The following is a 23483-nucleotide window of genomic DNA, read 5'->3' as shown; positions in this document are numbered from 1 at the left end:
ATCTTAGGCGAAACATTTTAAGGTTTTGGTTAATCGGTCAACCCCTTGTAAGAGATCTTGTTCACTGATATTTAATGCGGGAGCAAAACGTAACACATTCGGTCCAGCCACTAAAATCATTAAGCCGTTTTCTGCTGCCACTTTGACAAAATCACTTGCTTTACCTTGGTATTTTTCAATTAATTCTGCACCAATTAATAACCCCTCGCCTCTAATTTCCTTAAATAAATGAAATTGTTCATTTAATTTAGTTAATTCGGCTTTAAATAGTGCAGAAGTGAGGTTAACTTGAGTCAAAAATTGATCATCAGCAATGGTATCAATCACTTTTTCGGCGACGGCACAAGCCAATGGATTTCCCCCAAAGGTGGTGCCGTGTACCCCAGGGGAAAAACTTTTGGCAATCTCTGTGGTGGTCAGCATGGCACTAATCGGAAAGCCATTGCCTAAGGCTTTAGCTGTAGTCAGAATATCGGGAGTAACACCATATTTTTGATACGCATACAGATAGCCAGTACGCCCTACGCCTGTCTGTACTTCATCAAAAATCAACAAGGCGTTATTTTCATCACAAAGTTGACGTAAGCCTTGTAAAAATTCTGCGGTGGCAGGAATAATCCCACTTTCCCCTTGGATCGGTTCGACAATCACTGCACAGCAACGATCATCAATCACCGCTTTTACGCTGGCTAAATCATTAAATTTAACATGAATAATATCTGCTGGTTTCGGACCAAATCCATCAGAATATTTCGGTTGTCCTGCAACGCTGACGGTAAATAGCGTACGACCGTGGAAACTTTGTTTAAAGGAGATAATGGTGGATTTTTGATAACCATAGTTATCTACTGCATAACGGCGAGCTAATTTTAATGCTGCCTCATTGGCTTCTGCACCAGAATTAGCGAACATGACACGCTCTGCAAAGGTATGTTGAACTAATTTACTGGCGAGTGCAAGGGTCGGTTCGCTGGTGAACCAGTTACTTGAATGCCATAATTTTTCGCTTTGGGCTTTGAGTACCTCCACAATTTCATCAGGGCAATGACCGAGTGAATTAACGGCAATGCCACTGGTGAAGTCAATATATTCCTTGCCGTCTTGATCCCAGACGTGGCTTCCTTTTCCTTTGACGGGGATAAAGTTAGCGGGGATGTAGTTTTGGATCATGACTTGATCGAATGTTTGTCTGTTGTATTGGGGCATTTTGATCTTCCTCTATTTTTTTAGATAGGATAAAAGGATTTGATTTTTTATGCAATGATTTTGAATAAAAATTCAGTTTTTTAATTGAAGTCGGTTTCGCCGATGGCGACTTACTTTTTCTTTGCTTGTGCAAAGAAAAAGTAAGCAAAAGAAAGCACACCCCAACTTTGCCTTGTTTCCTGAAAATAATTAAATTTGCTTAACGGAAAAGTTGTCAACTCGCTTCGCTCAAACAGCACAACTTTTCCTACAAATTTAATCATTTTCAGACGGCAAACATGGGGACCCCGAGCCAAAAATAAAAATAGATTTGACGAAATAAAATTTGTAGGGGCGTATTGCATACGCCCATAAATGCGGAATATTTATATTTTTAGGGGAAAAAATCGAACATTAGGGCGTATGCAATACGCCCCTACATTCTTGTTCCCCGTCTGAACCGCCTGAGCGTTTTGGTATTTTTAGCTAAATTTTGCTTGTCTGAGCGAAGCGAGTTCAAAATTTAGCGTTAAGAAAATACCAAATAAGCGAAGAAAAGCGGTGAAGTCGGGGTGTGCTTTTCTTTGCCTACTTTCTTTTGCACAAGCACAAAATTCGTAGAATTTTGAACGTTGGCTTTGCCAACGGCACGAAGTGCGAGCGTAGCGAGTAAAAGAAAGTATGGTCGCCATCGGCGAAACCCGATCTAACCACAAACAAAAGGTTAAGTAAAAGACAAATTAAATAAAAATCTAATTTGTTCCCCCAACCGTAATTCTCTCAATCTTACAAGCTGGTTGCCCTACCCCCACTGGTACACTTTGTCCGTCCTTGCCACACACCCCAATACCGTGATCGATTTCTAAATTATCCGCCACCATAGACACCTGTTGCATGACTTCAATCCCATTGCCGATCATCGTTGCCCCTTTAATTGGCTTAGTGATTTTGCCTTTTTCAATTAAATAGGCTTCCGACATGGAGAAGGTAAATTTACCCGACGTAATATCCACCTGACCGCCACCAAAGTGCGGTGCAAAAATACCCTGATCGACACTGGCGATCAAATCATCAAATTTACTTGAACCTGCCAACATATAAGTATTCGTCATGCGTGGCATTGGCAAATGTGCATAGCTTTCACGGCGACCGTTGCCAGTCGGGGCAACACCCATTAAACGAGCATTCATTTTGTCTTGCATATAGCCTTGCAAAATACCGTCTTTAATCAATACATTACATTGACTTGGCACTCCCTCATCGTCCACGGTTATGGAGCCACGGCGATTTTGTAACGTGCCGTCATCTACAATCGTACATAAAGGGGAAGTGACTAACTCACCGATTTTGCCGGTAAATAATGAACTTTCTTTACGGTTGAAGTCCCCCTCTAAACCATGACCAACTGCTTCATGTAATAGGACCCCAGGCCAACCCGCACCCAAAATGACAGGCATTAAACCAGACGGAGCAGATACTGCATTCACATTGACTAAGGCTTGGCGAACGGCTTCTTTAGCAAAATAAACGGCTTTCTGTTCACCTAAATAGGATTCAAAAAACCAGTCTAAGCCCACTCTTGCCCCCACACCAGCACTACCACGTTCACGTTTACCGTCTTTTTCTACCATAACGGAAATGGACAAGCGAATTAATGGGCGAATATCGGCTGCCAAGGTGCCGTCAGTGGCAACTACTAACATTTCTTCATAAAGTGCGGTGAGATTTGCTGTGACTTTAGTCACATAGGGGCTTTCTGCTCGTGCAGTACGATCCACCAAATGCAATAATTCAATTTTCTGTTCTTTGCTTAAGGTGTTTAAAGGATTAATCGCCGCATAACGTGCAATAGCGTTCACTTCATTAAAACGTAACGGCTTGATAATATTGCCCTGATTAGGTAGTGCAATACCTTTTACCGCATTCGCACATTGCTGTAAATTGGCTAAATTAATCTGGTCAGAATAGGCAAACCCCGTTTTTTCACCACTGACTGCACGTACGCCCACACCACGATCAATATAAAAACCGCCCTCTTTGATAATGCTATCTTCTAACACCCAACTTTCATCTTGGCTAAGTTGGAAATAGAGATCAGCATAGTCGATTTGGCGATGCGACATGATGTCGAAGATGTTTTGCAGATCAGGTAGGGATAGGTTGCTTTGAGTGAGTAGGGATTGTTGAACTTGTCTTAGCATAATTGTTTTTGGTTAATAAAAAAGTGCGGTGATTTTAACATAAATTTTGTTGTTTGTGTTAGATCGGGTTTCGCCGATGGCGACCATACTTTCTTTTACTCGCTACGCTCGCACTTCGTGCCGTTGGCAAAGCCAACGTTCAAAATTCTACGAATTTTGTGCTTGTGCAAAAGAAAGTAGGCAAAGAAAAGCACACCCCGACTTCACCGCTTTTCTTCGCTTATTTGGTATTTTCTTAACGCTAAATTTTGAACTCGCTTCGCTCAGACAAGCAAAATTTAGCTAAAAATACCAAAACGCTCAGGCGGTTCAGACGGGGAACAAGAATGTAGGGGCGTATTGCATACGCCCTAATGTTCGATTTTTTCCCCTAAAAATATAAATATTCCGCATTTATGGGCGTATGCAATACGCCCCTACAAATTTTATTTCGTCAAATCTATTTTTATTTTTGGCTCGGAGTCCCCATGTTTACCGACTGAAAATGCTTTAATTTGTAGGAAAGTGGCATCTGTCTGAGCGTAGCGAGTTCAGCCATTTTCCGTTAAGCAAATTAAAGGATTTTCAGGAAACAAGGCAAAGTTGGGGTGTGTTTCTTTTTGCTTACTTTTTATTTGCACAAGCAAAGAAAAAGTAAGTCGCCCTGTGGGCGAAATCCCACTTACATCACCACCACATCAAACTGTTCCTGTGTATAAAACACTTCCTGCTTAACTTGAACCTGCTTGCCAATAAACATCTCCACTTCCGCCAGCAAGCCATGACTTTCTTCTTTAATCAAATAATCCGCCACTGCTGGAGAGGCATAAATGGTAAATTGTTCACTGGAAAATAAATGATGTACTCGAATCACTTCACGCATAATTTCATAACATACAGTTTCCACGGTTTTGGTATGTCCTCGACCTTGGCAAGCTGTACAATCGTCACACAAAATATGTTCTAAGCTCTCACGCGTACGCTTGCGGGTCATTTCCACTAAGCCCAGTTGAGTAAAACCATTGACGTTAGTTTTCACTGGATCTTTACTTAACGCTTCCTGCAAAGATTGTAAGACTCGTTGACGGTGATCTTCGGTCTGCATATCAATAAAATCAATAATAATGATACCACCTAAATTACGTAATTGTAGCTGTTGCGCAATAGCTTGAGTAGCTTCAATATTGGTGTTAAAAATGGTTTCTTCCAAATTGCGATGACCGACAAATGCTCCTGTATTAATATCAATGGTGGTCATGGCTTCGGTTTGCTCAATAATTAAATAGCCGCCAGATTTTAAATTAACCCGTTTATTTAATGCGATATTAATGGCACTTTCCACCCCATACACATCAAATAGCGGCTGATCACCAGAATATAGCACTAATTTATCGGTGAGTTCAGGCATAAATTCTTCGGTAAATTCTTTCACTTCCGCAAAGCATAATTTTGAATCAATACGAATTTTCTCAATGCCCTGACCAATAAAATCACGTAATACTCTTTGTGTCAGTGCGAGTTCACCATAGATCTCAGATTTAGTTTTATATTTAGCTCGGCGCTCCATCACTTTTCGCCAGACACGTTTTAAAAAATCCGCATCTTGTTTTAATTCTTCTTCGCTCACCCCTTCCGCGGCAGTACGCACAATAAAACCGCCAAGTTCATCGCAATAGGGTTCAGTCAGGGCTTTTAATCTCGCTCTTTCTTCTTCGCTTTCAATCCGTTGTGACACGCCCACATGACTATTTTCTGGCATAAAGACTAAATAGCGAGAGGGTAAAGTAATATCTGTGGTTAACCTTGCCCCTTTGGTGCTAATAGGATCTTTAACCACTTGAACTACAATATCTTGCCCTTCATGCACTAATTGAGCGATATCTTTCACCACAAATTGTTTTTGCTCACTTTCATCCACACATTCGGTATGAGAGACAATATCGGAAGCATGTAAAAAAGCCGCTTTTTCTAAGCCAATATCTACAAAAGCGGATTGCATGCCGGGTAAAACACGTGTCACGCGACCTTTATAAATATTCCCGACAATACCACGCTTGGCTTGGCGTTCAATATGCACTTCTTTCAAAATCCCCGAATCCATCAAGGCAATTCGGGTCTCGTTGGGCGTGATATTGACTAATAATTCAACGTAATTCATTTAATTTCAATATCTCTAATTTAAAAAATAATCGTCTAGGATAGCGAAAAGTGAAATAGAAATACAAGTACAAATCAGGTAAAATGTGACCTTTCTCAAATTTATATGAATTTTATGATTGATTTTCGTCCTTTTTATCAACAAATTGCCACCACTAATTTATCGGCGTGGCTCGAAACCTTGCCCTTGCAACTCAAACAATGGGAAAAACAAACCCATGGTGATTATGCCAAATGGGTAAAAATTGTGGATTTTTTACCGCACTTAACAGCTGATCAGATTGATTTAAAAACCGCGGTGAAATCGGCGCGAGATTTTCCGTTATCGGACGGTGAACAACAGCGTTTGGTTTATCACCTTAAACAGCTTATGCCGTGGCGAAAAGGTCCTTATCATCTGTATGGTGTACATATTGATTGTGAATGGCGGTCAGATTTTAAATGGGATCGGGTATTACCGCATTTGAGCGCATTGCAAGATCGCACCATTTTAGATGTGGGCTGTGGCAGTGGTTATCATATGTGGCGAATGGTGGGCGAAGGAGCGAAAATGGTGGTCGGTATTGATCCGACAGAATTATTTTTATGCCAATTTGAGGCAGTTCGTAAACTTCTCAATAATGACCGCCGAGCGAATTTAATTCCTTTAGGCATTGAACAAATGCAACCGTTGGGTGTGTTTGATACGGTGTTTTCGATGGGCGTGTTATATCATCGCAAATCACCGTTAGATCATCTAAGTCAACTAAAAGATCAACTCCGCAAAGGGGGCGAGTTAGTGCTAGAAACCTTGGTGATTGATGGTGATGTGAATACCGTACTGGTGCCAGCAGATCGTTATGCCAAAATGAAAAATGTGTATTTTATCCCCTCTGTTGCCTGTTTGATTAACTGGTTACAAAAAGTAGGTTTTTGTCATGTACGTTGTGTAGATGAAGCCATGACGACATTGGAAGAACAGCGTAAAACAGATTGGTTAGACAATGAAAGCCTGATTGATTTTTTAGATCCAGAAGATCACAGTAAAACCATTGAGGGCTATCCTGCACCAAAACGAGCGGTGATTATTGCTAATAAATAAAATAAAATTAAGGTGCGAATAAACGCACCTTATGTTTTATTATTGTACTTGATTAATCAAAAACTGGGTAAGCAGCCCAACAGGTCGTCCAGTAGCCCCTTTATTCGCCCCTTGTAACCATGCAGTGCCAGCAATATCTAAATGCGCCCAACGGTATTTTTTAGTAAAGTTAGCTAAAAATGCACCAGCAGTAATAGCGCCGCCAAAACGTCCACCAATATTGGCTAAATCGGCAAAATTTGATTTAAGCTGCTCTTGATATTCTTCACTTAATGGCAAACGCCATGCTTTATCTTGGCTTTGTAGTGACGCTTGTAATAATTGGGCAGAAAGATCATCATCGGTTGAAACCAAACCACTATTGTGCTGACCTAACGCTACCATACAAGCACCAGTTAAGGTCGCAATATCAATCACACATTCAGGATCAAAACGTTCAACGTAAGTCAAGGTATCACACAACACTAAACGTCCCTCTGCATCAGTATTTAGCACTTCTACAGTTAATCCATTCATGGTAGTCAGAATATCACCAGGGCGATAAGCATTACCGTCAGGTAGGTTTTCACAACCAGCTAATACACCGATTACATTTAATGGTAATTGCAATTCCACTAACGCATTCATTACGCCGTAAACACTGGCAGCACCACACATATCGTATTTCATCTCATCCATCTCAGCGGCTGGTTTAAGGGAAAGACCACCGGCATCAAAAGTTAATCCCTTACCCACTAACACGATGGGTTTAGCATTAGGGCTAGGATGATTTTTATAGTCTAAAATGCTCAATTTGGCTTCATGCTGTGAACCACGAGAAACGGCTAAATAAGCGTTCATGCCTAATTCTTCCATATCTTTTTCATCTAACACGGTAGTAGTTAAAAGTGCGGTACGTTTTGCAAGGTTTTTTGCTTGCTCACTTAAATAGCTTGGTGTGCAAACATTGGGTGGACAGTTTGCCACATCTTTAGCCAATTTGATGCCTAAAGCAATAGCGTTAGCATGCTGAATGGCTTGTTCTGCTTGTGGATCAACTGTATGGAAAATAATCTCACTTAATACGTGTTGAATGTCGCTTTTCTTGCTTTTAAATTGATCAAAAATATAATCTTCTGCGGCAAAAATTTCGAGAGCAAAACGGATATTCCAGTATAAATCACGTTCTTTGATTTTTACATCGGTTAACCCATTAACCAAGGTTTTAGTGGCGGTTTGTTTAACAAATTGAATCGCTTTTTGTGCAATTTGTTTAAATTCACGTTCACTGATTTCGCCTTGTTTGCCAGCACCAACTAAAATTAAACGTTGCCCATGTTGGCGTAATAAACTGATCTGTCCGATTTTTCCTGAGATTTCACCACACTTAATCAGCGCACTAATTTCACCGCAATGATCAAATTGTTTGGCAATATTTGACAGTTCGCCTTGCTCAAAAATAGCTAATAAAATAGCATCTGCACTGGAAAGTACGGTGGTATTTGCTGAATATTTCATTTCGTTTCCTACTGTTTTTATACTTAAAAATAAGGTATCATAGCCAACTAGCTTTATACCGACAAAGTGCGGTTTAAATTAACCCAATTTTTATAAATTGCAAGTAAAATTTTGTAACATAACACTTGTAACAGAAAACAGGCATAACGTGATTTTAAATAGATATTTATTCAAAGAAGTGTTCAAAAGCCAAGTGGCGATTTTGTTTATTCTACTTCTGATTTTCTTTTGTCAACAATTAGTTAGGGTATTAGGTTCGGCAGCAAATGGTAAAGTGCCAGCGGATTTAGTGGTATCCTTGCTCGGGTTAGGCATGCCGACCATGGCACAGTTAATGTTGCCGTTGTCATTGTTTATTGCTATTTTGTTAACGTTCGGGCGACTTTATGCCGAAAGTGAGATTACTGTAATGCGCGCCTGTGGCGTGGGATCAAGCCTATTAGTTAAAGTAGTGTTGATTTTATCTGTGTTTACCGCAGGATTAGCCGCCTATAACGCATTATGGATATCGCCATGGGCGATTAAAAAACAAACGGATATTGTGGAAGATGCCAGGGCTAACCCACGTATGGCAGCATTAAGTTCGGGACAATTTATGTCGTCAGATAATGGGGATTTTGTGTTATTTATTAATGAGATCAATAATAACAAAATTCATGATGTGTATATTTTCCAAATGAAACCGAAAAAGAATTTCAAACCCGCTGTAGTGACAGCAGAATTAGGAGAATTGACATCCTTGCCAAATGGCGATCAATTATTAAGTTTGGAAAAAAGCCAACGAATTGAAGGCACAGCGATGTTGTCAGATTTTAGAATCACCAATTTTGATCAATATCATGCTTATTTAGGACATCAAATTGTGGATTCAAAAGCATCTGATGAAGCAGAAACATTAAATTTTGCTGAGTTAAATAAATCTAACTCCAATGCGGCAAAAGCAGAATTACAATGGCGAATTACTTTAGTGTTAGCTGTACCATTAATGGCGTTGTTGGCAGTACCGTTAAGCCGTGTGAATCCACGTCAAGGTAGATTTGCTAAGATTTTACCCGCACTTTTATTGTATTTAATCTATTTCTTAGCGCAAAGTTCATTGAAATCTGCTGGTGGTGCAGGCAAATTAGACGCTACCTTATGGATGCCATTCGTGAATGTGATATTTTTGTTGTTAGGGATTGTGTTAAATAGCTGGGAAACGGCATTTATGTATAAAATCCGCCACCTGTTTAATAAACCTAAAATGGCATAAGGATAAGCACCATGATGAATACCTTAGATCGTTATATTGGTAAAAGCATTTTAGGGGCAATTTTTGCCACGTTATTAACCTTAGTTGGACTCTCCGCAATTATTAAATTTGTGGAACAATTTCGTAGTGTAGGGAAAGGTTCCTACGACAGTCTGCAAGCTATTTTATATACTGTATTGACGATGCCGAAAGACATTGAAACTTTTTTCCCGATGGCAGCATTGCTGGGGGCATTAATTGCATTGGGGAATTTAGCCAGTAGAAGTGAATTAGTGGTAATGCAATCTGCCGGATTCTCCCGTTTAAAAATCGGTTTAGCGGTGATGAAAACCGCACTACCTTTGGTGGTGTTAACCATGATTATTGGTGAATGGGGGATTCCACAAACAGAACAATATGCTCGTGATATGCGAGCAAAAGCCATTTCTGGTGGCTCTATGTTATCAGTAAAAAATGGTGTATGGGCGAAAGACGGTAATGATTTTATTTTTGTCAGACGTATTACCGAGGATGCCCAATTAAATGATATTTATATTTATCGCTTTAATGATAACCGTAGGCTGGAACAAATGAGCCATGCCAATCAGGGCGTTTATCAAAATGGTGAGTGGGTATTAAAAAATATTAATACATCTACCATTACAGCAGAACAGATCATTACTCAAAATAAACTTAATGATAAATGGAAAACTAACTTAACACCGGATAAGTTAGGTATTTTTTCCTTAAAACCCACGTCATTGTCCATTTCAGGGTTATCAGATTATATAAGTTTCTTAAAACAAACGGGACAAGATAGTAAGAAATTCGAATTAACCTACTGGCGCAAATTATTCCAACCGATTTCGGTAGGAGTGATGATGTTGCTTGCGTTATCCTTTATTTTTGGACCATTGCGAAGTGTGACCGCTGGAGCAAGAATTGTGGCGGGGATTTGCTTTGGTTTCTTGTTTTATGTGGTGAATGAAATTTTTGGACCACTCAGTTTAGTCTATAGCGTTCCACCATTAGCCGGAGCGTTAATGCCAAGTGTAATGTTCTTGATCATTACTTGGTGGTTGTTGAGTCGTAAAAGAGACTAAAGTCTTCAATATTAGGCTAAATACTGCTAACTAAAATTGTATTTAAGCATGCAACTGAAAAAAATGATCTGCCTCCCAAAAATTGGATTAATAACCGACCTAGTAAGGTGCAGATCTTTATGACTAAATATAATCAATTCTTTAAACAACAAGTCGTTGATTTTTACTTCGTAAATCATAAAAATTCTGATCAAGATTGGCATTATCAAATGCGTTCTTATCGGCATACAGCTAAAATTAAAAGGACTGAGTCCGATACAATATTGTCGTAGTAAAAACTATGGCTATAATTTCACTACTTTCGCTTGTTTCACCATGTTATCCGCCACTTCTAACACCGTAACTTTCAAGCCATTTAATTCAAATTCAGCACCTTCATCGGGAATATCTTCCAAATGTTCTAAAATCAACCCATTAAACGTGCGAGCTTCATCAGTGTCTAAATTCCAATCAAATAATTTATTCAAATCTCGAATGTTGGTTGAGCCTTCAATTAAAATTGAACCGTCCGATTGAGCGGTCACTTCTTCTTCAATAGATGGGGCGGTAGATGTGGTGAATTCACCGACGATTTCTTCTAAAATATCTTCAAGCGTTACTAACCCTTTAATATCACCGTATTCGTCCACTACTAAGCCAATGCGTTCCTTATTACTGCGAAAATTCAGTAATTGTGCGGTTAATACCGTACTTTCGGGAATAAAATAAATTTCATCAGCCGCTCGAATTAAGGTTTCCTTACTAAACTCATTTTTGTCCAACATCAAACGATACGCTTCTCGCACTCGCAAAATACCCAGTACATTTTCATCCATATTACCTTTATATAATACCACTCGGCTATGCGCCGCATGATTTAACTGACGCATGATAGATTTCCAATCATCATCAATATCAATCCCCGCAATATCATTACGTGGTACCATAATATCTTCGACAGAAACTTCTTCTAAATCTAAAATCGACAATAACATTTCTTGGTGGGCGGATGGAATAAATTTACCACTTTGATTCACGATAGAACGTAATTCTTCTACATTCAGGTGATTTGCTTTCATTTCGGTTTTTAAACCAGTAATTTTAATTAACCCTTTAATAATTAAATTCATCAAAAAAACGAGTGGTGTAAACAGTTTCATTAAAGGCGAAATCACGTGACTAGATAAAAATGCCACTTTTTCAGGATAAAGTGCGGCGACAGTTTTAGGATAAATTTCAGAAAAAACCAACATCACAAAGGTTAATACCCCAGTCGCAATAGCTACTCCAGCATCGCCATATAAACGCATACCAATAATCGTAGCCAATGCTGACGCAGAAATATTCACTAAATTATTACAGATTAAAATAAAACTCAGTAATTTATCGGTTTTTTTCAACAATCTTTCCGTTTTTTTCGCACCCTTATGCCCTTGTTCAGCAAGATAACGCATGCGATAACGATTCGCCGACAACAGACCCGTTTCTGAACCAGAAAAATAGGCAGAAATAATTAACAGAATGGCAAGAATAATAAATAAGGTACTAAGGGGAATACTGTCCAAAGGTTGTTCCTTGTGTTCGTTCAATATTAAGTGCGGTGAAAAATTTCGAATTTTTATACCGCACTGCCAATTTTTCCCATTAGGTTGGGAAAAATTTGCTTCCAAAATAAGCAATCGTCAGCAATATCATACCTGAGATTGTGAAAATGATCATTCTTTTTCCACGCCAATGCCATTTCCAATGTCCAACCAATAGGATACCAAAAACAATCCATGCAAATAGAGAAAACAATGCTTTATGAATGTTGCTTAACTGCAACGCATGCAGTAAATGATATGTTCCAGTAAATAAGATAATAGTTAATAAAATTTCACCACTTAACATCACTCGGAAAAAATGACGTTCTACCAACATTAATGGAGGTAAATCAGGTGACGGCAAGGCTTTTTTACGTTTTAAATGACGATCCAACCAAGCAATTTGAATACTATACAACATGGCAATAAAACAAACCGCATAAGTCAGCATAGAGATAAGGATGTGTAATAATAAATTAACTTGTAGATGTACAATTTGACTTGGGATAAATTCCGTCATTAACAAATTAATCAAGGCAAAGGCATATACAATGGGCGAGATAAACGCCAATGTTCGTACATTCCATAACATAGGTACCGTACTTAATAATGCAATAAAAAAACTCATTAAGGAACTGACTTCAAGTAACGTAATATCTGCACCTAAGGTTAGATGAGTAAACAATTCGGTAAAACTCAAATAATGACAAATCACAGCCAAAAATGCGGTACATAAAAAGAGTGTTCTTTTTGGTTGAGTTTGTCCATCAATTTTCAGCAACATCGGCATGATCAGCAAAATATTAAAGCTGTAAAAAAGCATGGCAAAAATAGCATACGGCGGTGTTGTCAATTTGGTTTATCCTTTCTTTGCAAAAATAACGATTCATTTTAACCGTGCTAAATTGAAATTTCAATTAGAGACTTCCTTTGCTAGTGAAAACAAGGAAATTCAGGTATAATCGGATAAATTTTTTGTCAATACGAGAACGAAATATGTTTGAAAATTTATCTGATCGCCTATCAAAAACCTTACGTAACATTACTGGTAAAGGGCGTTTAACCGAAGACAATATTAAAGATACCTTACGAGAAGTCCGCATGGCATTGCTGGAAGCGGACGTTGCCTTACCTGTGGTACGTGAATTTATTAATAAAGTCAAAGAACGTGCTATCGGCGAAGAAGTCAATAAGAGTTTAACACCGGGGCAAGAATTTCTAAAAATCGTACAAAGCGAATTAGAAACCGCGATGGGACAAGCCAATGAAGAATTAAATCTTGCCACCCAACCTCCTGCGGTCATTTTAATGGCAGGTTTACAAGGGGCAGGTAAAACCACTTCTGTGGGTAAATTGGCGAAATTTTTAAAAGAACGCCATAAGAAAAAAGTATTAGTGGTGTCTGCTGACGTGTATCGTCCGGCGGCGATTAAACAACTTGAAACCTTAGCTCAATCCGTTGGGGTAGATTTCTTCCCATCTGATGTCAAACAAAATCCTGTTGACATTGCCAAAACCGCTAAAGCCGATGCGAAATTAAAATTCTATGATGTATTGATTGTAGATACCGCAGGTCGTTTGCACGTTGACGGCGAAATGATGGAAGAAATTAAACAAATTCACACCGCACTTGATCCGATTGAAACCCTGTTTACCGTGGATGCCATGACAGGACAAGATGCTGCCAATACAGCCAAAGCCTTTAATGAAGCCTTGCCATTAACAGGTGTCATCTTAACCAAAGTCGATGGCGATGCACGTGGTGGTGCAGCCTTATCTATCCGCCAAATTACAGGTAAACCGATTAAATTCTTAGGGGTAGGTGAAAAAACGGATGCGTTAGAACCATTCCATCCTGAGCGTGTCGCATCACGTATTTTAGGTATGGGCGATGTCCTTTCTTTAATTGAAGATTTACAACGCTCTGTCGACCAAGAAAAAGCCGAAAAAATGGCGAAGAAATTCAAAAAGGGTGATCAATTTACCCTTGAAGATTTCCGTGAGCAACTGATCGAAATGAAAAAAATGGGCGGCATGATGTCGATGTTAGATAAACTCCCGGGGGCAAAAAACTTGCCCGATCATGTGAAAAATCAAGTGGATGATAAAATGTTTATCAAAATGGAAGCGATCATCAATTCCATGACCCTAAAAGAACGTGCTAACCCTGACATTATCAAAGGCTCACGCCGTCGCCGTATTGCGTTAGGTTCAGGCACGCAAGTACAAGATGTCAATAAATTACTCAAACAATTTGACGATATGCAACGCATGATGAAAAAAATGCGGAGTGGTGGTATGGCAAAAATGATGAAAGGGATGAAAGGCATGATGGGCGGAGGCATGGGTGGACTGGCTGGTTTAGGTGGAATGTTTAAACGCTAATTATCCTGTGTAACTCTTGGTATCATCCTTTGTACCCCTTGATGAAGCATAGTGCGGTGGAAAAACGTCAACTTTTTCACCGCATTTTTCTTGCTTTGCTCTTTCCCTACATAATACGAAATAAAAGCACAACATTTACTAAAAATATGCCATAATGTAGCTAAATCACTAGCACTAAGGAGATCATTATGAAAAAAATGGCTTTATTACTTACTGCATTAACCATCAGTGCTTGTAGCAATCAACCAGAACGACAAGCGTTAATTCACGGTGAACAATTAGATACCCCACAAAAAACTGCAATTGGCTTTGTTCGTTTATCACAAAATTCACAATATTATGTGGATACGTCTTCTATTTGGGTAGATAGTGCAAAAAATAATCTCATCAACTTTGATACCGTGATTAATTTACATGTTGGACACCGTATTTTCGAGGATAAAAATCTGATGACAAAATCCGTACGTCAACATAAGATCTTAAATTGTCAAACTAATATTATGACTCATACAGGATCGCATTTATATTCTGAATTTTGGGGTGAGGGGGTCGTATTTACCCCCCAAAAACATCGTGAACATCAAGTGAAACCACGTAATGGTTCAACACTTGGCACTGTTGCACAAGTAATGTGTGCGAATTTTTATCATTAATAATATTAGCTTGTGGTATAAGCTATACCACAAGCTACTGCTGTCAAATTTAAATTATGCCTTTTCTTTTTAGTTCTTGATTTATCCTGATCTCTGTTTCCGTCTCACACCCTGAGAATTCAGCAATTTCACGATGTGTCCAAGCATATTCTGGAAATTCTTTTTTAAGATACATAATGCTGTCAGCAACACGATCTAGGCTACGAGTATAAGATGCTTTGGCTAAACGCTGTTCTGCGTCCTGTAATTCATCTGCTAGTTGAATCATCAAATGGTGGACAAAATCAGGATTTGCTGTAATAAAGGCTGATAAATCATGTAATTCTATTTTATCCAACTCCACATCTTTCAATACTTTAGCACTACAATGGTAACTGTCATGACTAAACAAGGTACGAAAGCCAAAATAGTCCCCCGCTTGATAAATCCGTAACAAACTTTCTTTGCCATTTTCCAGTAAATGGAATAAACCGATTAAACCACTTTTAACATAATAAAATTCCGTTGCTCGCTGACCTTGACTGTAAATTACAGTCGTTTTTTCTTGTAATACCCACGGGGTTAACTTGCAACATTTCAATTCATTCGGTAAAAAATCCATTCTTTTCTCTCATTTATTATCATAAAAATTAATGATATAAATATTTAATGGAAAAAACTATACCCAAATAAGCGATTTGTGAACTAGATCACGTTTATGTACCTATTTGGCAATATTTATATTTCGTATTAATATTGTAGGGGCGTATTGCATACGCCCTTTGATGTCCCCCCAAATTTTTAAACATTTTTGCAAATTTAGGTTAGGGCGTATGCAATACGCCCCTACAATAACATCTAAGATATAATTAACACAGAAACTAAACATCTGCACCTATTTTTATGCAAAAAACACCGCACTTTGGTCACTCAAACAAAATACGGTGTAAATGAATCCGATCTAGGTTTCCCCTATACCGCTGGCAAAATCGTGGGTCTGCTTTCTTTGGCAATGGCTAAATGCTGACACAGTTTTTCACGCAACTCAATTCTTGCCGTTTCATAATTCGGATCTTTAACCAAATTCGTCAACTCGTAAGGATCTTTTTCCAAATCATATAGAAAATCTTCTTGATACACATCACTTGCCGCATATTCGCCCCCGTTTTTATTCGGTGCAAACACGCTGTAAAGGTATTTTTCGGTACGAATGCAACGCCCAACTCGGCTTTCGCTAATTTGTGCAAAAACTTCATTTAAACGGTTTGGATCCTTGTGTTCCACCACGTTTTGCAAATTTTCACCGATCATTTTATCGCCCACATCAATGCCTGCCATTGCCAAGAAAGTTTTTGGCAGACTGGCGGTACTCACCAAATCTTTAATCCGTTTGCCGCCTTTGTATGCACCGCCTGTAATCACCAGAGGAACGTGCATTGCGGACGAGTGGCAAGAACGTTTGTAATCATCATAGCCGTTGAGATTTTCGTCACGGTTACGGGTCATAAAATGCGAACCGTGATCGGATGCGAAAATAATAATGGTGTTGTCATATAAGCCTTTTTCTTTGAGCTTCTCAATCACCCGAGCGAGATTATCATCTAAACGGCGACAGCAACCGAGATAATCAGGGTACATTTCCGCCGCATTGCCTTTTAACACGTCCAGATCGTGCGGAAGTTGGAAATGTTTAAACCGCACTTTTGAACCGTCAGGGCCTTCATAACAATGGCGATCGTTTTGGTGGTGCGGTTCAATATGGGAAATGGTCATAAAAAACGGTTTTTCGCCGTTGTATTGATCCAAATATTCCAAGGCATAATCAGTGATACAATCCACTCGATAGCCTTTAAATTCGCATTTATTCATATTTTCATCAAATACAAAACCGTCATAACCGTGTGAGGTAAATTCGAGTACGTCCGCTGCCCGCCAAAAGCCTTTGTAACCGCCCCGCCGTTCAGGGGGAATGGCGGTGACGGTGTAATCTATTTCGGGTTCTTTTTCTAATTCGCCATCGCTGGCTAAATGCCATTTGCCCACATAAGCGGTGTCGTAACCGTCTTCAGTGAAATAATCCGCCAAGGTTTTAATATTCAACGGCAAAGCGACATTATTGCGAAAACAGCCTGTTTGGGTTGGATATAAACCCGATTGGAAAATAGAACGACAAGGCCCGCACACAGGTTGTGATGAATAGGCTTGCTCAAACACGACACCGTCTTCGGCGAGTTTATCTAAAGTTGGCGTAATATCAAGGGGTTGACCATATACCCCCACGGTGTCCCAACGTTGTTGATCGGTAAAATAGAATAAAATATTCGGTCTGCTCATTATTTTTTCCTTACATAAAATTACACATTTTTTGACCGCACTTTTTTGGTGTTATTCCAAATAATGCTCAAAATCACCAAGCCAATTAAAATACAAAAGACTAACGAGAATGGACGGTTAATAAAAATATCCCAATTGCCATCTGAAATCATTAAGGAACGGCGGAAATTTTTCTCGGTTAATGCCCCGAGCACCATTCCCAACAAAGTCGGCACAGCAGAAAAACCGAGTTTTTCCATCAGGTAGGCAATCAAGCCAAACACAATGGTTGTCCCCACATCAAACATGGATTCTTTGAGTGAATACGCTCCCGCAAAACAGAATACGGCGATAATTGGAATCAGAATTTCCTGTGGAATTTTCACCACTTTGGCAAAGAAACGGAGCAAATATTTGCCTTGAAGCAGCATAAACAGATTCACAAATAACAACCCGATCATAATGGCATACACCGATGATCCGTGAGTTTCAAAGAGATTCGGACCAGGGGTTAAGCCGTTAATCATCAAGGCTCCCAACATTAACGCCACAGCCGCATCACCCGGGATACCCAAGGTGAGTAACGGAATTAATGCGGTTCCCGTAATGGCATTATTGGCGGATTCGGCAGCAGCAATGCCTTCAATGGAGCCGTGTCCAAATTCTTCGGGCTTTTTGGACACTTTGCGTGATGTGTCATAACTTAAGAAAGACGCAATGGATGCCCCTGTTCCCGGGATAATCCCCACTAAAATGCCTGAAAGCGAACCAATTCCCATTGGTTTAATTAATCGTCCCCATTCGCCTTTTTGTAGTCGACCTTTATCCAATGATTTGCTCATCACATTCTCGGTGTGAGCGGGTTTTAACGTCGATCCTTTGTTGATAATTTCAATCAAGGCAAATAAGCCAATCAATACCACCACCAAATCAAATCCGCTGTATAAATTGATGTTATCAAAGGCAAAACGCATTGTGCTGCCACTGATTAAATCCATGCCAATAAAGGATAAAAACAAGCCTAAACAACCTGAAATAATGCCTTTTAATAGGCTTTCTCCGCTCACACCAGCAATAATGGTTAAACCGAACGCACAGATGAGAAAATATTCAGGCGATCCCATTTTCATTGCCACGCTGGCTACTTCAGGTGCTAAAAAAAGCAACACTAACGCACTGACAATCCCCCCAATAAAGGACGCATACAAAGCAATATTCAAGGCTTTTTGAGCTTGTCCGTGAGTAGCAAGGGGATGTCCATCTAACATTGTGGCGGCGGCGTGCGGTGTACCAGGGGTTTTAATTAAAATTGCTGAAATAGAACCACCGTAACTGCCTGCACAATAGATCCCCAACAAGAACATAAAGGAATGAATCGCCCCTAAAGAATAGGTGATGGGCAAAAATAGCACCAAACAAAGCATTACGGTTAAACCAGGGATAGAACCAAACACAATGCCTAAAAACAGCCCAAGATTTATCCACAGAAAACTGCCCCAGTTAAAAAACTCGCCAAAACCTGAAACCATTAAATCCCACATACAATCTCCTTATGGTAATGACACCTTTAACACATATTCAAATAGCACGGAAATAATCAGGATCACTGCCGCCACAATGGCGTAATACCGCCAGTTACGACAACCGAAGGACAGTAACATTAAACTTGAAAAAATAATGGACGCAATAGCAAACGGCACCCAGTGCATTAATCCCCAATACAACGCCAACAAAAGTAATACCATCGCCGAACGAGACTCTTGTTTAAAATGCAATTCCACCATTTTGACAGGCTGTTTACGCCCCCATTTAATCAGTTCTTTAATCAACAAAATCAAACTACATAACCCCATTAAGCCAATAATTAAACGGGGAAAGGTTTGGGAGTTAATAGGTTCATCGTGAGTTAGTACAATTTGACTTGGAATCAAATACCAAATGACCACAGAGACAATCAAAAAGACTGTTGATCCTACTAAATCTTGCCTAAATTGAATTTTCATTGATACTCTCCTAACTGCACATTCTAAGCGAATCACCCCCAATCTATTAGGGGCAATTCAATTAATGTTATTTCACTAATTTAGAATATTTCTCCGCTTTCGCAATGGTTGAATCAATATAGGCTTTCACTGCTGCACCGTCTTTAATATCAAGGGTTAAACCGATATTTTTCGCAGTGGCTTGCAATTTTGGATTCTCCAAAATGGCTTTAAGTGCGGTGTAATTTTTGTCAATAATGGCTTGATCTGTTCCAGCACGAATAAAGACCGCACAAATATTCGTCATCCAAGTGTCATAACCATGTTCAACTACGCTATCTAAGTTATACACATCGTCCACTAAACGTTTTTCATTAAATGCCACCACAGGATTTACATTGCCTGCTTTCACAAATTCACGAGCCAAGGATGCGTGGGTGACGGCAAAATCCACTTCGCCAGATACCACCGCCGTTAAAGCTTCATTCGCCCCCTCATAAGGAATAATTTTAAATTTACCCTCCATTTCAGTAAACAATGCTGCTACTTGCATGGCTTCACTGGATGCTGTGCCGTTGGTGGCAATTTTGACAGTTTTGTCTGTCGCAATCAGTTTTTGTAAATCATCAAAACTGGCGACACCCACTTTAGGGTTTGCCAATAAAACAAAGGTAGAAGAATAAATATTGATGATTGGCACATAATCTTCAAATTTATACGCCACTTTCATTGACAGTGGAGCGATAGCAAAACTGCCTTCGCCACCTAAAATCAATTTATGGGTATTGGGTTTTTCTTTCAAATATTCGGTCAACGCCACCGCACCGCCTGAACCTAATATATTGTCCGCCAATAAGGGTTGACCATATTGTTCTTTGCCATATTCCGTCATCGCCCGAGCAATTTGATCGGCTAAACCACCCACCGCCCACGGGGTGATAATGGTAACGGGTTGGCTTGGCCAGCTTGCCGATTCTGCTTTTTTATCTTCTTTACAACCGCTTAATAATGATAAACTCAATACTCCTGCAACCACCGTTGCTAACATTTTTTTCCAACTTTTCATAATGTTCACCTTTGTGTTGTTAATCATTTGATTATCATATAAAAACCAAAATTCTTTGGATAAGAATTATTCATTAATAGATATAATTATTGGATATAAGAATTAGCCAAACTGAAGTTTTCAACATGTCATGGCTCTTCATCATATTCACCTTTGCATGGCTAAATATTACAGTTAGAATACCTGATATTTTAAAAGAGCAGTATGATCATTGTCATATTCAGAATGTGAACTAGATCACAAAATCAGAAAATAGTTGAAAGAATTCATCATTTAATAAGAATGTTGATGTTGTTGTCTTAGGTAATTTGCTAAATGTTTCAAGTAAGGATCAAGGTATTCTAAGGTAGAATAATAAGCTTCACACAATTGGTTATGGGGTTCGCCAAAACCTTGCACTGTGCGATGTTTCGGGCAACCACCGTGGCAAGCAAATTGAAAACGGCATTGTTGGCAACGTGCAGAAAGATGGGATTTCATTTGTCCAAATCGTTGTTGTTGCGGTGAATAAGTCATATCTAACAAGGGGGTTTCTACTAAATTGCCTAATTTATATTCGGGATAAACATAATGATCGCAACTATAAATATCACCATTTTGTTCAATAATCATTTGATCGCCACAATTTTTGCGGAAAATACACAGGCTCGGTTCTAAGCCTAAATATGCCATTAACCATTGCTCAATAAACTGTACGCCAATGCGACCAATATCATTGGGATACCATTGATCAAAAATATCCCGCATCATTTTTCCATAGTCTTCGCTACTTGCTTTTTGTTCCCATTCCCCCATTAAGGGGATAAATTGCATATAGGTTGAGCCGATTTCTCGCAAAAATTGATAAACTTCTGCCCCTGATTTTACATTGCCTTTATGTACCACGGTAAGTGTATTAAATTCTACTTGGTGGCTTTTAAGCAAATTTAAGGCATCCATCACTTGTTTAAACGTGCCTTTCTGACTTTTGCTAACACGGTAAGCATCGTGCATGGCTTCCGTACCATCAATAGAAAGTCCTACTAGAAATTGATGTTCTCGCAAAAATTCTGCCCATTCTGTATTAAGCAATACGCCGTTGGTTTGCAACGCATTATAGATTTTTTTACGCCCTGCATAACGCCGTTGTAATTTCACTGCTTGGCGATAAAAATCAATACCTGCCAAGGTGGGTTCGCCCCCTTGCCAAAGAAAAGTCACTTCTTGTTGTGGCGTTTGGTGAATATAATTTTCAATATATTTTTCCAACAAGTTAAAATCCATATGACGTTGAGCAAGGTGCGGCTTTTCTAAATAAAAACAATAATGGCAATCTAAATTGCAGATTGAACCTGCGGGTTTTGCCATAATTTGAAAAGGTTGAGATTGCATAAAATGTCCTTATTTGAACCGCACTTTAGGAATATGACCCAAGTATAAATGACGATTATTTTAACTTATATGATCTTTATCATAACACCAAGAAATCCGATAACGGCAAAATACTCACAAAAATATTTTGTGAGAGATAACAATGACGATAACAATGATTAGTGTTTTAATGCTAAGTGGAATAATGACAAATATCGTTTCCGCACTCTTCGGTATTGGTGGGGGCGTGTTAATGGTGCCAATTTTGCGAACCCTGTTCCCAAATATACCAATGCAGATTATTGCAGCCACATCTTTAACTATTGTGATGTCCACGTCCTTAATTAATCTGATTTTATTTCGCCGTCAACATATTAGTATTAATATCAAAAGTATGTTGCTGTGGTCAATTGGAATGATTATTGGTGTACAACTCGGCTTTGAATTAAGCTTTATTTTGGCAGAAACAGGCATTGTGAGCATTTTTGTTATCACATTAATCCTGTTGGCACTCAAAACATTTTTATCTAAAAGAAAAAATTACGAAAATACACAAAAAGCCGATAAAAAAGAACATTTTACTGGAATGTTAGTTTGTGCTTTTGGGGGATTTATCGCAGGTATTACAGGGATCGGTGGCGGTTCTATAATGGCACCTTTGGTGAATCAATTAAAGAGTGTCCAAACCAAACAAATCGCTGTTTATACCAATTATATGATGTTTATTGGTGGATTGGGGAGCTTAATCGGCTATATTTCACGCCAAGTTGATTTACCTAAAGAATTAAGCGGAAGTTGGCAAATTGGTTATGTCAATTTTACCATTGTAGCTATTGTAGTGTCCACATCCTTTGCAATGAGTTTCTTTTCAATGAAATTAAGGGGAAAACTCAGCTCCCAAGTAACCACAAGATTATTGGCATGGATCTTATTAATGATTGCCAGTTATATGGCTATATTGCAATGGTATAGTTGAGCAATCATGTAAAAAAGCATACTCCAAATTTACTATGCTTTGACTTGCTCTCTATCAGAAAAAAGCTAATATTCGGGTATAATAAACAAAAAGGCAAGCCATTTTAATCGGCTTGCTCTTTCTTATGGGATTATTTAAGGGTGAAAAGCCCTTTGATTCGGGGATTCATATCCCTCAGGCAAACCAAACACCTCACGTAATACCACTTTATAAAAAGCAAAAGCGTCTTTCGCCCCTTGAATAGCTTCATCTTCAGCTTTTGGATCTAAACCTAAATTATCCAAATACACCTTAAATTCACGCCAATGTTTACCACGACCTTCTGGATGACCGGCAAGATGACTCGCACCATGTTCTGCGTCAAAATTGAGTTTTTTTTCTGCCGCTTTATATAAGAAAGCCGCACCCAGGTTTGAACCTTCTGCACAATATAACCAACCAACGGCAGCATTACCTTGCGGTGTTGGTAAGTTGCCTTTAAATTCATAAGGTTGGCTATTTAATACCTCTAAATCCTTAACTACGGCATCATAACGAGCCATGTATTCAAGCTCTGGAATCTTTTTATTCAGCGCAGGATCTTTGTAAATACCATCCACCACTTTATGAAAAACCGATTGTAATTGTAGAAATTTCGCATAATTTTCATTATTCTTAAACGGTTCTACCGACATCACCAGATTATCCACACTGTCATGTGTTATACGATTAGCCGCTTTTAAGCGTTCAGAAAACGTTTTTTGTTGTTGTGTCATACTCTATATTTCCTATTGATCTTTAGAT

General features: G+C 39.0%; 21 protein-coding genes. 7 read left to right on the top strand and 14 right to left on the bottom strand.

Annotated features, from left to right (window positions below):
• Window positions 1-3: 3 nt before the first annotated feature.
• From E0709_RS04890 to tldD, 3 genes are all read right to left on the bottom strand, one after another.
• The gene (locus E0709_RS04890; protein ID WP_132300977.1) at window positions 4-1206 is read right to left on the bottom strand and encodes an aspartate aminotransferase family protein; all 1203 of its coding nucleotides are present in this window, start codon (window positions 1204-1206) and stop codon (window positions 4-6) included.
• 461 nt (window positions 1207-1667) lie between these two features.
• A complete protein-coding gene (locus E0709_RS04885; RefSeq protein WP_132300983.1) occupies window positions 1668-1877 on the bottom strand; it encodes a hypothetical protein in 210 nt (69 codons plus the stop codon).
• A gap of 60 nt (window positions 1878-1937) precedes the next feature.
• Window positions 1938-3386 (bottom strand): metalloprotease TldD, encoded by a 1449-nt coding sequence (gene tldD, locus E0709_RS04880; protein ID WP_132300981.1) that lies wholly within the window; start codon window positions 3384-3386, stop codon window positions 1938-1940.
• 76 nt (window positions 3387-3462) lie between these two features.
• Here tldD and E0709_RS04875 point away from each other — a divergent pair, with 76 nt between their 5' ends.
• Complete coding sequence (locus tag E0709_RS04875; protein ID WP_132300983.1) at window positions 3463-3672, top strand: hypothetical protein; 210 nt, start codon at window positions 3463-3465, stop codon at window positions 3670-3672.
• Window positions 3673-4047: 375 nt separating this feature from the next.
• On the opposite strand, the gene rng is transcribed toward E0709_RS04875, so the two are convergent.
• Window positions 4048-5523, bottom strand: a complete 1476-nt coding sequence (gene rng / locus E0709_RS04870; RefSeq protein WP_132300984.1) for a ribonuclease G — start codon at window positions 5521-5523, stop codon at window positions 4048-4050.
• 114 nt (window positions 5524-5637) lie between these two features.
• Between rng and cmoB the strand changes: the two genes are divergently transcribed.
• Window positions 5638-6603: a tRNA 5-methoxyuridine(34)/uridine 5-oxyacetic acid(34) synthase CmoB gene (cmoB, locus tag E0709_RS04865; RefSeq protein WP_132300986.1), complete on the top strand. Its 966-nt coding sequence runs from the start codon at window positions 5638-5640 to the stop codon at window positions 6601-6603.
• A gap of 39 nt (window positions 6604-6642) precedes the next feature.
• Here the strand turns inward: cmoB and E0709_RS04860 are convergent, their stop codons facing one another.
• Window positions 6643-8100, bottom strand: coding sequence for a leucyl aminopeptidase (locus E0709_RS04860; protein ID WP_132300988.1), 1458 nt, complete (start codon window positions 8098-8100; stop codon window positions 6643-6645).
• 148 nt (window positions 8101-8248) lie between these two features.
• Here E0709_RS04860 and lptF point away from each other — a divergent pair, with 148 nt between their 5' ends.
• Window positions 8249-9352, top strand: coding sequence for an LPS export ABC transporter permease LptF (lptF, locus tag E0709_RS04855; protein ID WP_132300990.1), 1104 nt, complete (start codon window positions 8249-8251; stop codon window positions 9350-9352).
• An 11-nt stretch (window positions 9353-9363) separates the two neighbouring features.
• Window positions 9364-10434, top strand: a complete 1071-nt coding sequence (gene lptG, locus E0709_RS04850) for an LPS export ABC transporter permease LptG (RefSeq protein ID WP_132300992.1) — start codon at window positions 9364-9366, stop codon at window positions 10432-10434.
• 284 nt (window positions 10435-10718) lie between these two features.
• Here lptG and E0709_RS04845 read toward each other — a convergent pair whose 3' ends face one another.
• Together E0709_RS04845 and E0709_RS04840 are read right to left on the bottom strand one after the other, a co-directional pair.
• On the bottom strand, window positions 10719-11978 hold the full coding sequence (locus E0709_RS04845) for an HlyC/CorC family transporter (protein WP_132300994.1): 1260 nt from the start codon (window positions 11976-11978) through the stop codon (window positions 10719-10721).
• Between the two features lie 79 nt (window positions 11979-12057).
• Window positions 12058-12819, bottom strand: coding sequence for a cytochrome C assembly family protein (locus tag E0709_RS04840; protein ID WP_132301108.1), 762 nt, complete (start codon window positions 12817-12819; stop codon window positions 12058-12060).
• 173 nt (window positions 12820-12992) lie between these two features.
• Between E0709_RS04840 and ffh the strand changes: the two genes are divergently transcribed.
• Window positions 12993-14381 (top strand): signal recognition particle protein, encoded by a 1389-nt coding sequence (gene ffh, locus E0709_RS04835; RefSeq protein WP_132300996.1) that lies wholly within the window; start codon window positions 12993-12995, stop codon window positions 14379-14381.
• Between the two features lie 188 nt (window positions 14382-14569).
• Entirely contained in the window at window positions 14570-15034 is a 465-nt protein-coding gene (locus E0709_RS04830) for a surface-adhesin E family protein (protein WP_132300998.1), read from the top strand.
• Between the two features lie 49 nt (window positions 15035-15083).
• On the opposite strand, the gene E0709_RS04825 is transcribed toward E0709_RS04830, so the two are convergent.
• The 6 genes from E0709_RS04825 to E0709_RS04800 all read right to left on the bottom strand — a co-directional run bounded on the left by E0709_RS04825 (window position 15084) and on the right by E0709_RS04800 (window position 21745).
• A complete protein-coding gene (locus E0709_RS04825; RefSeq protein ID WP_132301000.1) occupies window positions 15084-15635 on the bottom strand; it encodes a Crp/Fnr family transcriptional regulator in 552 nt (183 codons plus the stop codon).
• A 350-nt stretch (window positions 15636-15985) separates the two neighbouring features.
• The gene (locus E0709_RS04820; protein ID WP_132301002.1) at window positions 15986-17347 is read right to left on the bottom strand and encodes a sulfatase family protein; all 1362 of its coding nucleotides are present in this window, start codon (window positions 17345-17347) and stop codon (window positions 15986-15988) included.
• A gap of 20 nt (window positions 17348-17367) precedes the next feature.
• Complete coding sequence (locus tag E0709_RS04815; RefSeq protein WP_132301004.1) at window positions 17368-18867, bottom strand: tripartite tricarboxylate transporter permease; 1500 nt, start codon at window positions 18865-18867, stop codon at window positions 17368-17370.
• Between the two features lie 9 nt (window positions 18868-18876).
• Window positions 18877-19329, bottom strand: coding sequence for a tripartite tricarboxylate transporter TctB family protein (locus E0709_RS04810; protein ID WP_132301006.1), 453 nt, complete (start codon window positions 19327-19329; stop codon window positions 18877-18879).
• 67 nt (window positions 19330-19396) lie between these two features.
• Entirely contained in the window at window positions 19397-20374 is a 978-nt protein-coding gene (locus E0709_RS04805) for a tripartite tricarboxylate transporter substrate binding protein (protein ID WP_243640848.1), read from the bottom strand.
• 273 nt (window positions 20375-20647) lie between these two features.
• Window positions 20648-21745, bottom strand: coding sequence for an anaerobic sulfatase maturase (locus E0709_RS04800; RefSeq protein WP_132301008.1), 1098 nt, complete (start codon window positions 21743-21745; stop codon window positions 20648-20650).
• A 142-nt stretch (window positions 21746-21887) separates the two neighbouring features.
• Here E0709_RS04800 and E0709_RS04795 point away from each other — a divergent pair, with 142 nt between their 5' ends.
• Window positions 21888-22700 carry a sulfite exporter TauE/SafE family protein gene (locus tag E0709_RS04795; RefSeq protein WP_132301010.1) on the top strand — a complete coding sequence of 271 codons (813 nt, stop codon included), beginning with the start codon at window positions 21888-21890 and terminating at the stop codon, window positions 22698-22700.
• Window positions 22701-22834: 134 nt separating this feature from the next.
• Here E0709_RS04795 and E0709_RS04790 read toward each other — a convergent pair whose 3' ends face one another.
• Entirely contained in the window at window positions 22835-23455 is a 621-nt protein-coding gene (locus E0709_RS04790) for a biliverdin-producing heme oxygenase (RefSeq protein WP_132301012.1), read from the bottom strand.
• Window positions 23456-23483 lie beyond the last annotated feature (28 nt).

It is taken from the genome of Lonepinella koalarum, assembly GCF_004565475.1.
Lineage (GTDB): Bacteria > Pseudomonadota > Gammaproteobacteria > Enterobacterales > Pasteurellaceae > Lonepinella > Lonepinella koalarum.
The sequence above is the reverse complement of the archived record's forward strand: the minus strand, read 5'-3'. Positions and strand labels throughout refer to the sequence as shown.

Coding starts and splice junctions, on each gene's coding strand:
- E0709_RS04805 (WP_243640848.1), bottom strand. CDS start 20,374: ATGAAAAGTTGGAAAAAAATGTTAGCAACGGTGGTTGCAGGAGTATTG.
- tldD (WP_132300981.1), bottom strand. CDS start 3,386: ATGCTAAGACAAGTTCAACAATCCCTACTCACTCAAAGCAACCTATCC.
- E0709_RS04860 (WP_132300988.1), bottom strand. CDS start 8,100: ATGAAATATTCAGCAAATACCACCGTACTTTCCAGTGCAGATGCTATT.
- E0709_RS04890 (WP_132300977.1), bottom strand. CDS start 1,206: ATGCCCCAATACAACAGACAAACATTCGATCAAGTCATGATCCAAAAC.
- lptG (WP_132300992.1), top strand. CDS start 9,364: ATGATGAATACCTTAGATCGTTATATTGGTAAAAGCATTTTAGGGGCA.
- E0709_RS04825 (WP_132301000.1), bottom strand. CDS start 15,635: ATGGATTTTTTACCGAATGAATTGAAATGTTGCAAGTTAACCCCGTGG.
- E0709_RS04820 (WP_132301002.1), bottom strand. CDS start 17,347: ATGAGCAGACCGAATATTTTATTCTATTTTACCGATCAACAACGTTGG.
- cmoB (WP_132300986.1), top strand. CDS start 5,638: ATGATTGATTTTCGTCCTTTTTATCAACAAATTGCCACCACTAATTTA.
- E0709_RS04840 (WP_132301108.1), bottom strand. CDS start 12,819: ATGCTTTTTTACAGCTTTAATATTTTGCTGATCATGCCGATGTTGCTG.
- E0709_RS04790 (WP_132301012.1), bottom strand. CDS start 23,455: ATGACACAACAACAAAAAACGTTTTCTGAACGCTTAAAAGCGGCTAAT.
- E0709_RS04810 (WP_132301006.1), bottom strand. CDS start 19,329: ATGAAAATTCAATTTAGGCAAGATTTAGTAGGATCAACAGTCTTTTTG.
- E0709_RS04800 (WP_132301008.1), bottom strand. CDS start 21,745: ATGCAATCTCAACCTTTTCAAATTATGGCAAAACCCGCAGGTTCAATC.
- ffh (WP_132300996.1), top strand. CDS start 12,993: ATGTTTGAAAATTTATCTGATCGCCTATCAAAAACCTTACGTAACATT.
- rng (WP_132300984.1), bottom strand. CDS start 5,523: ATGAATTACGTTGAATTATTAGTCAATATCACGCCCAACGAGACCCGA.
- E0709_RS04885 (WP_132300983.1), bottom strand. CDS start 1,877: ATGGCGACCATACTTTCTTTTACTCGCTACGCTCGCACTTCGTGCCGT.
- E0709_RS04815 (WP_132301004.1), bottom strand. CDS start 18,867: ATGTGGGATTTAATGGTTTCAGGTTTTGGCGAGTTTTTTAACTGGGGC.
- E0709_RS04875 (WP_132300983.1), top strand. CDS start 3,463: ATGGCGACCATACTTTCTTTTACTCGCTACGCTCGCACTTCGTGCCGT.
- E0709_RS04830 (WP_132300998.1), top strand. CDS start 14,570: ATGAAAAAAATGGCTTTATTACTTACTGCATTAACCATCAGTGCTTGT.
- E0709_RS04795 (WP_132301010.1), top strand. CDS start 21,888: ATGACGATAACAATGATTAGTGTTTTAATGCTAAGTGGAATAATGACA.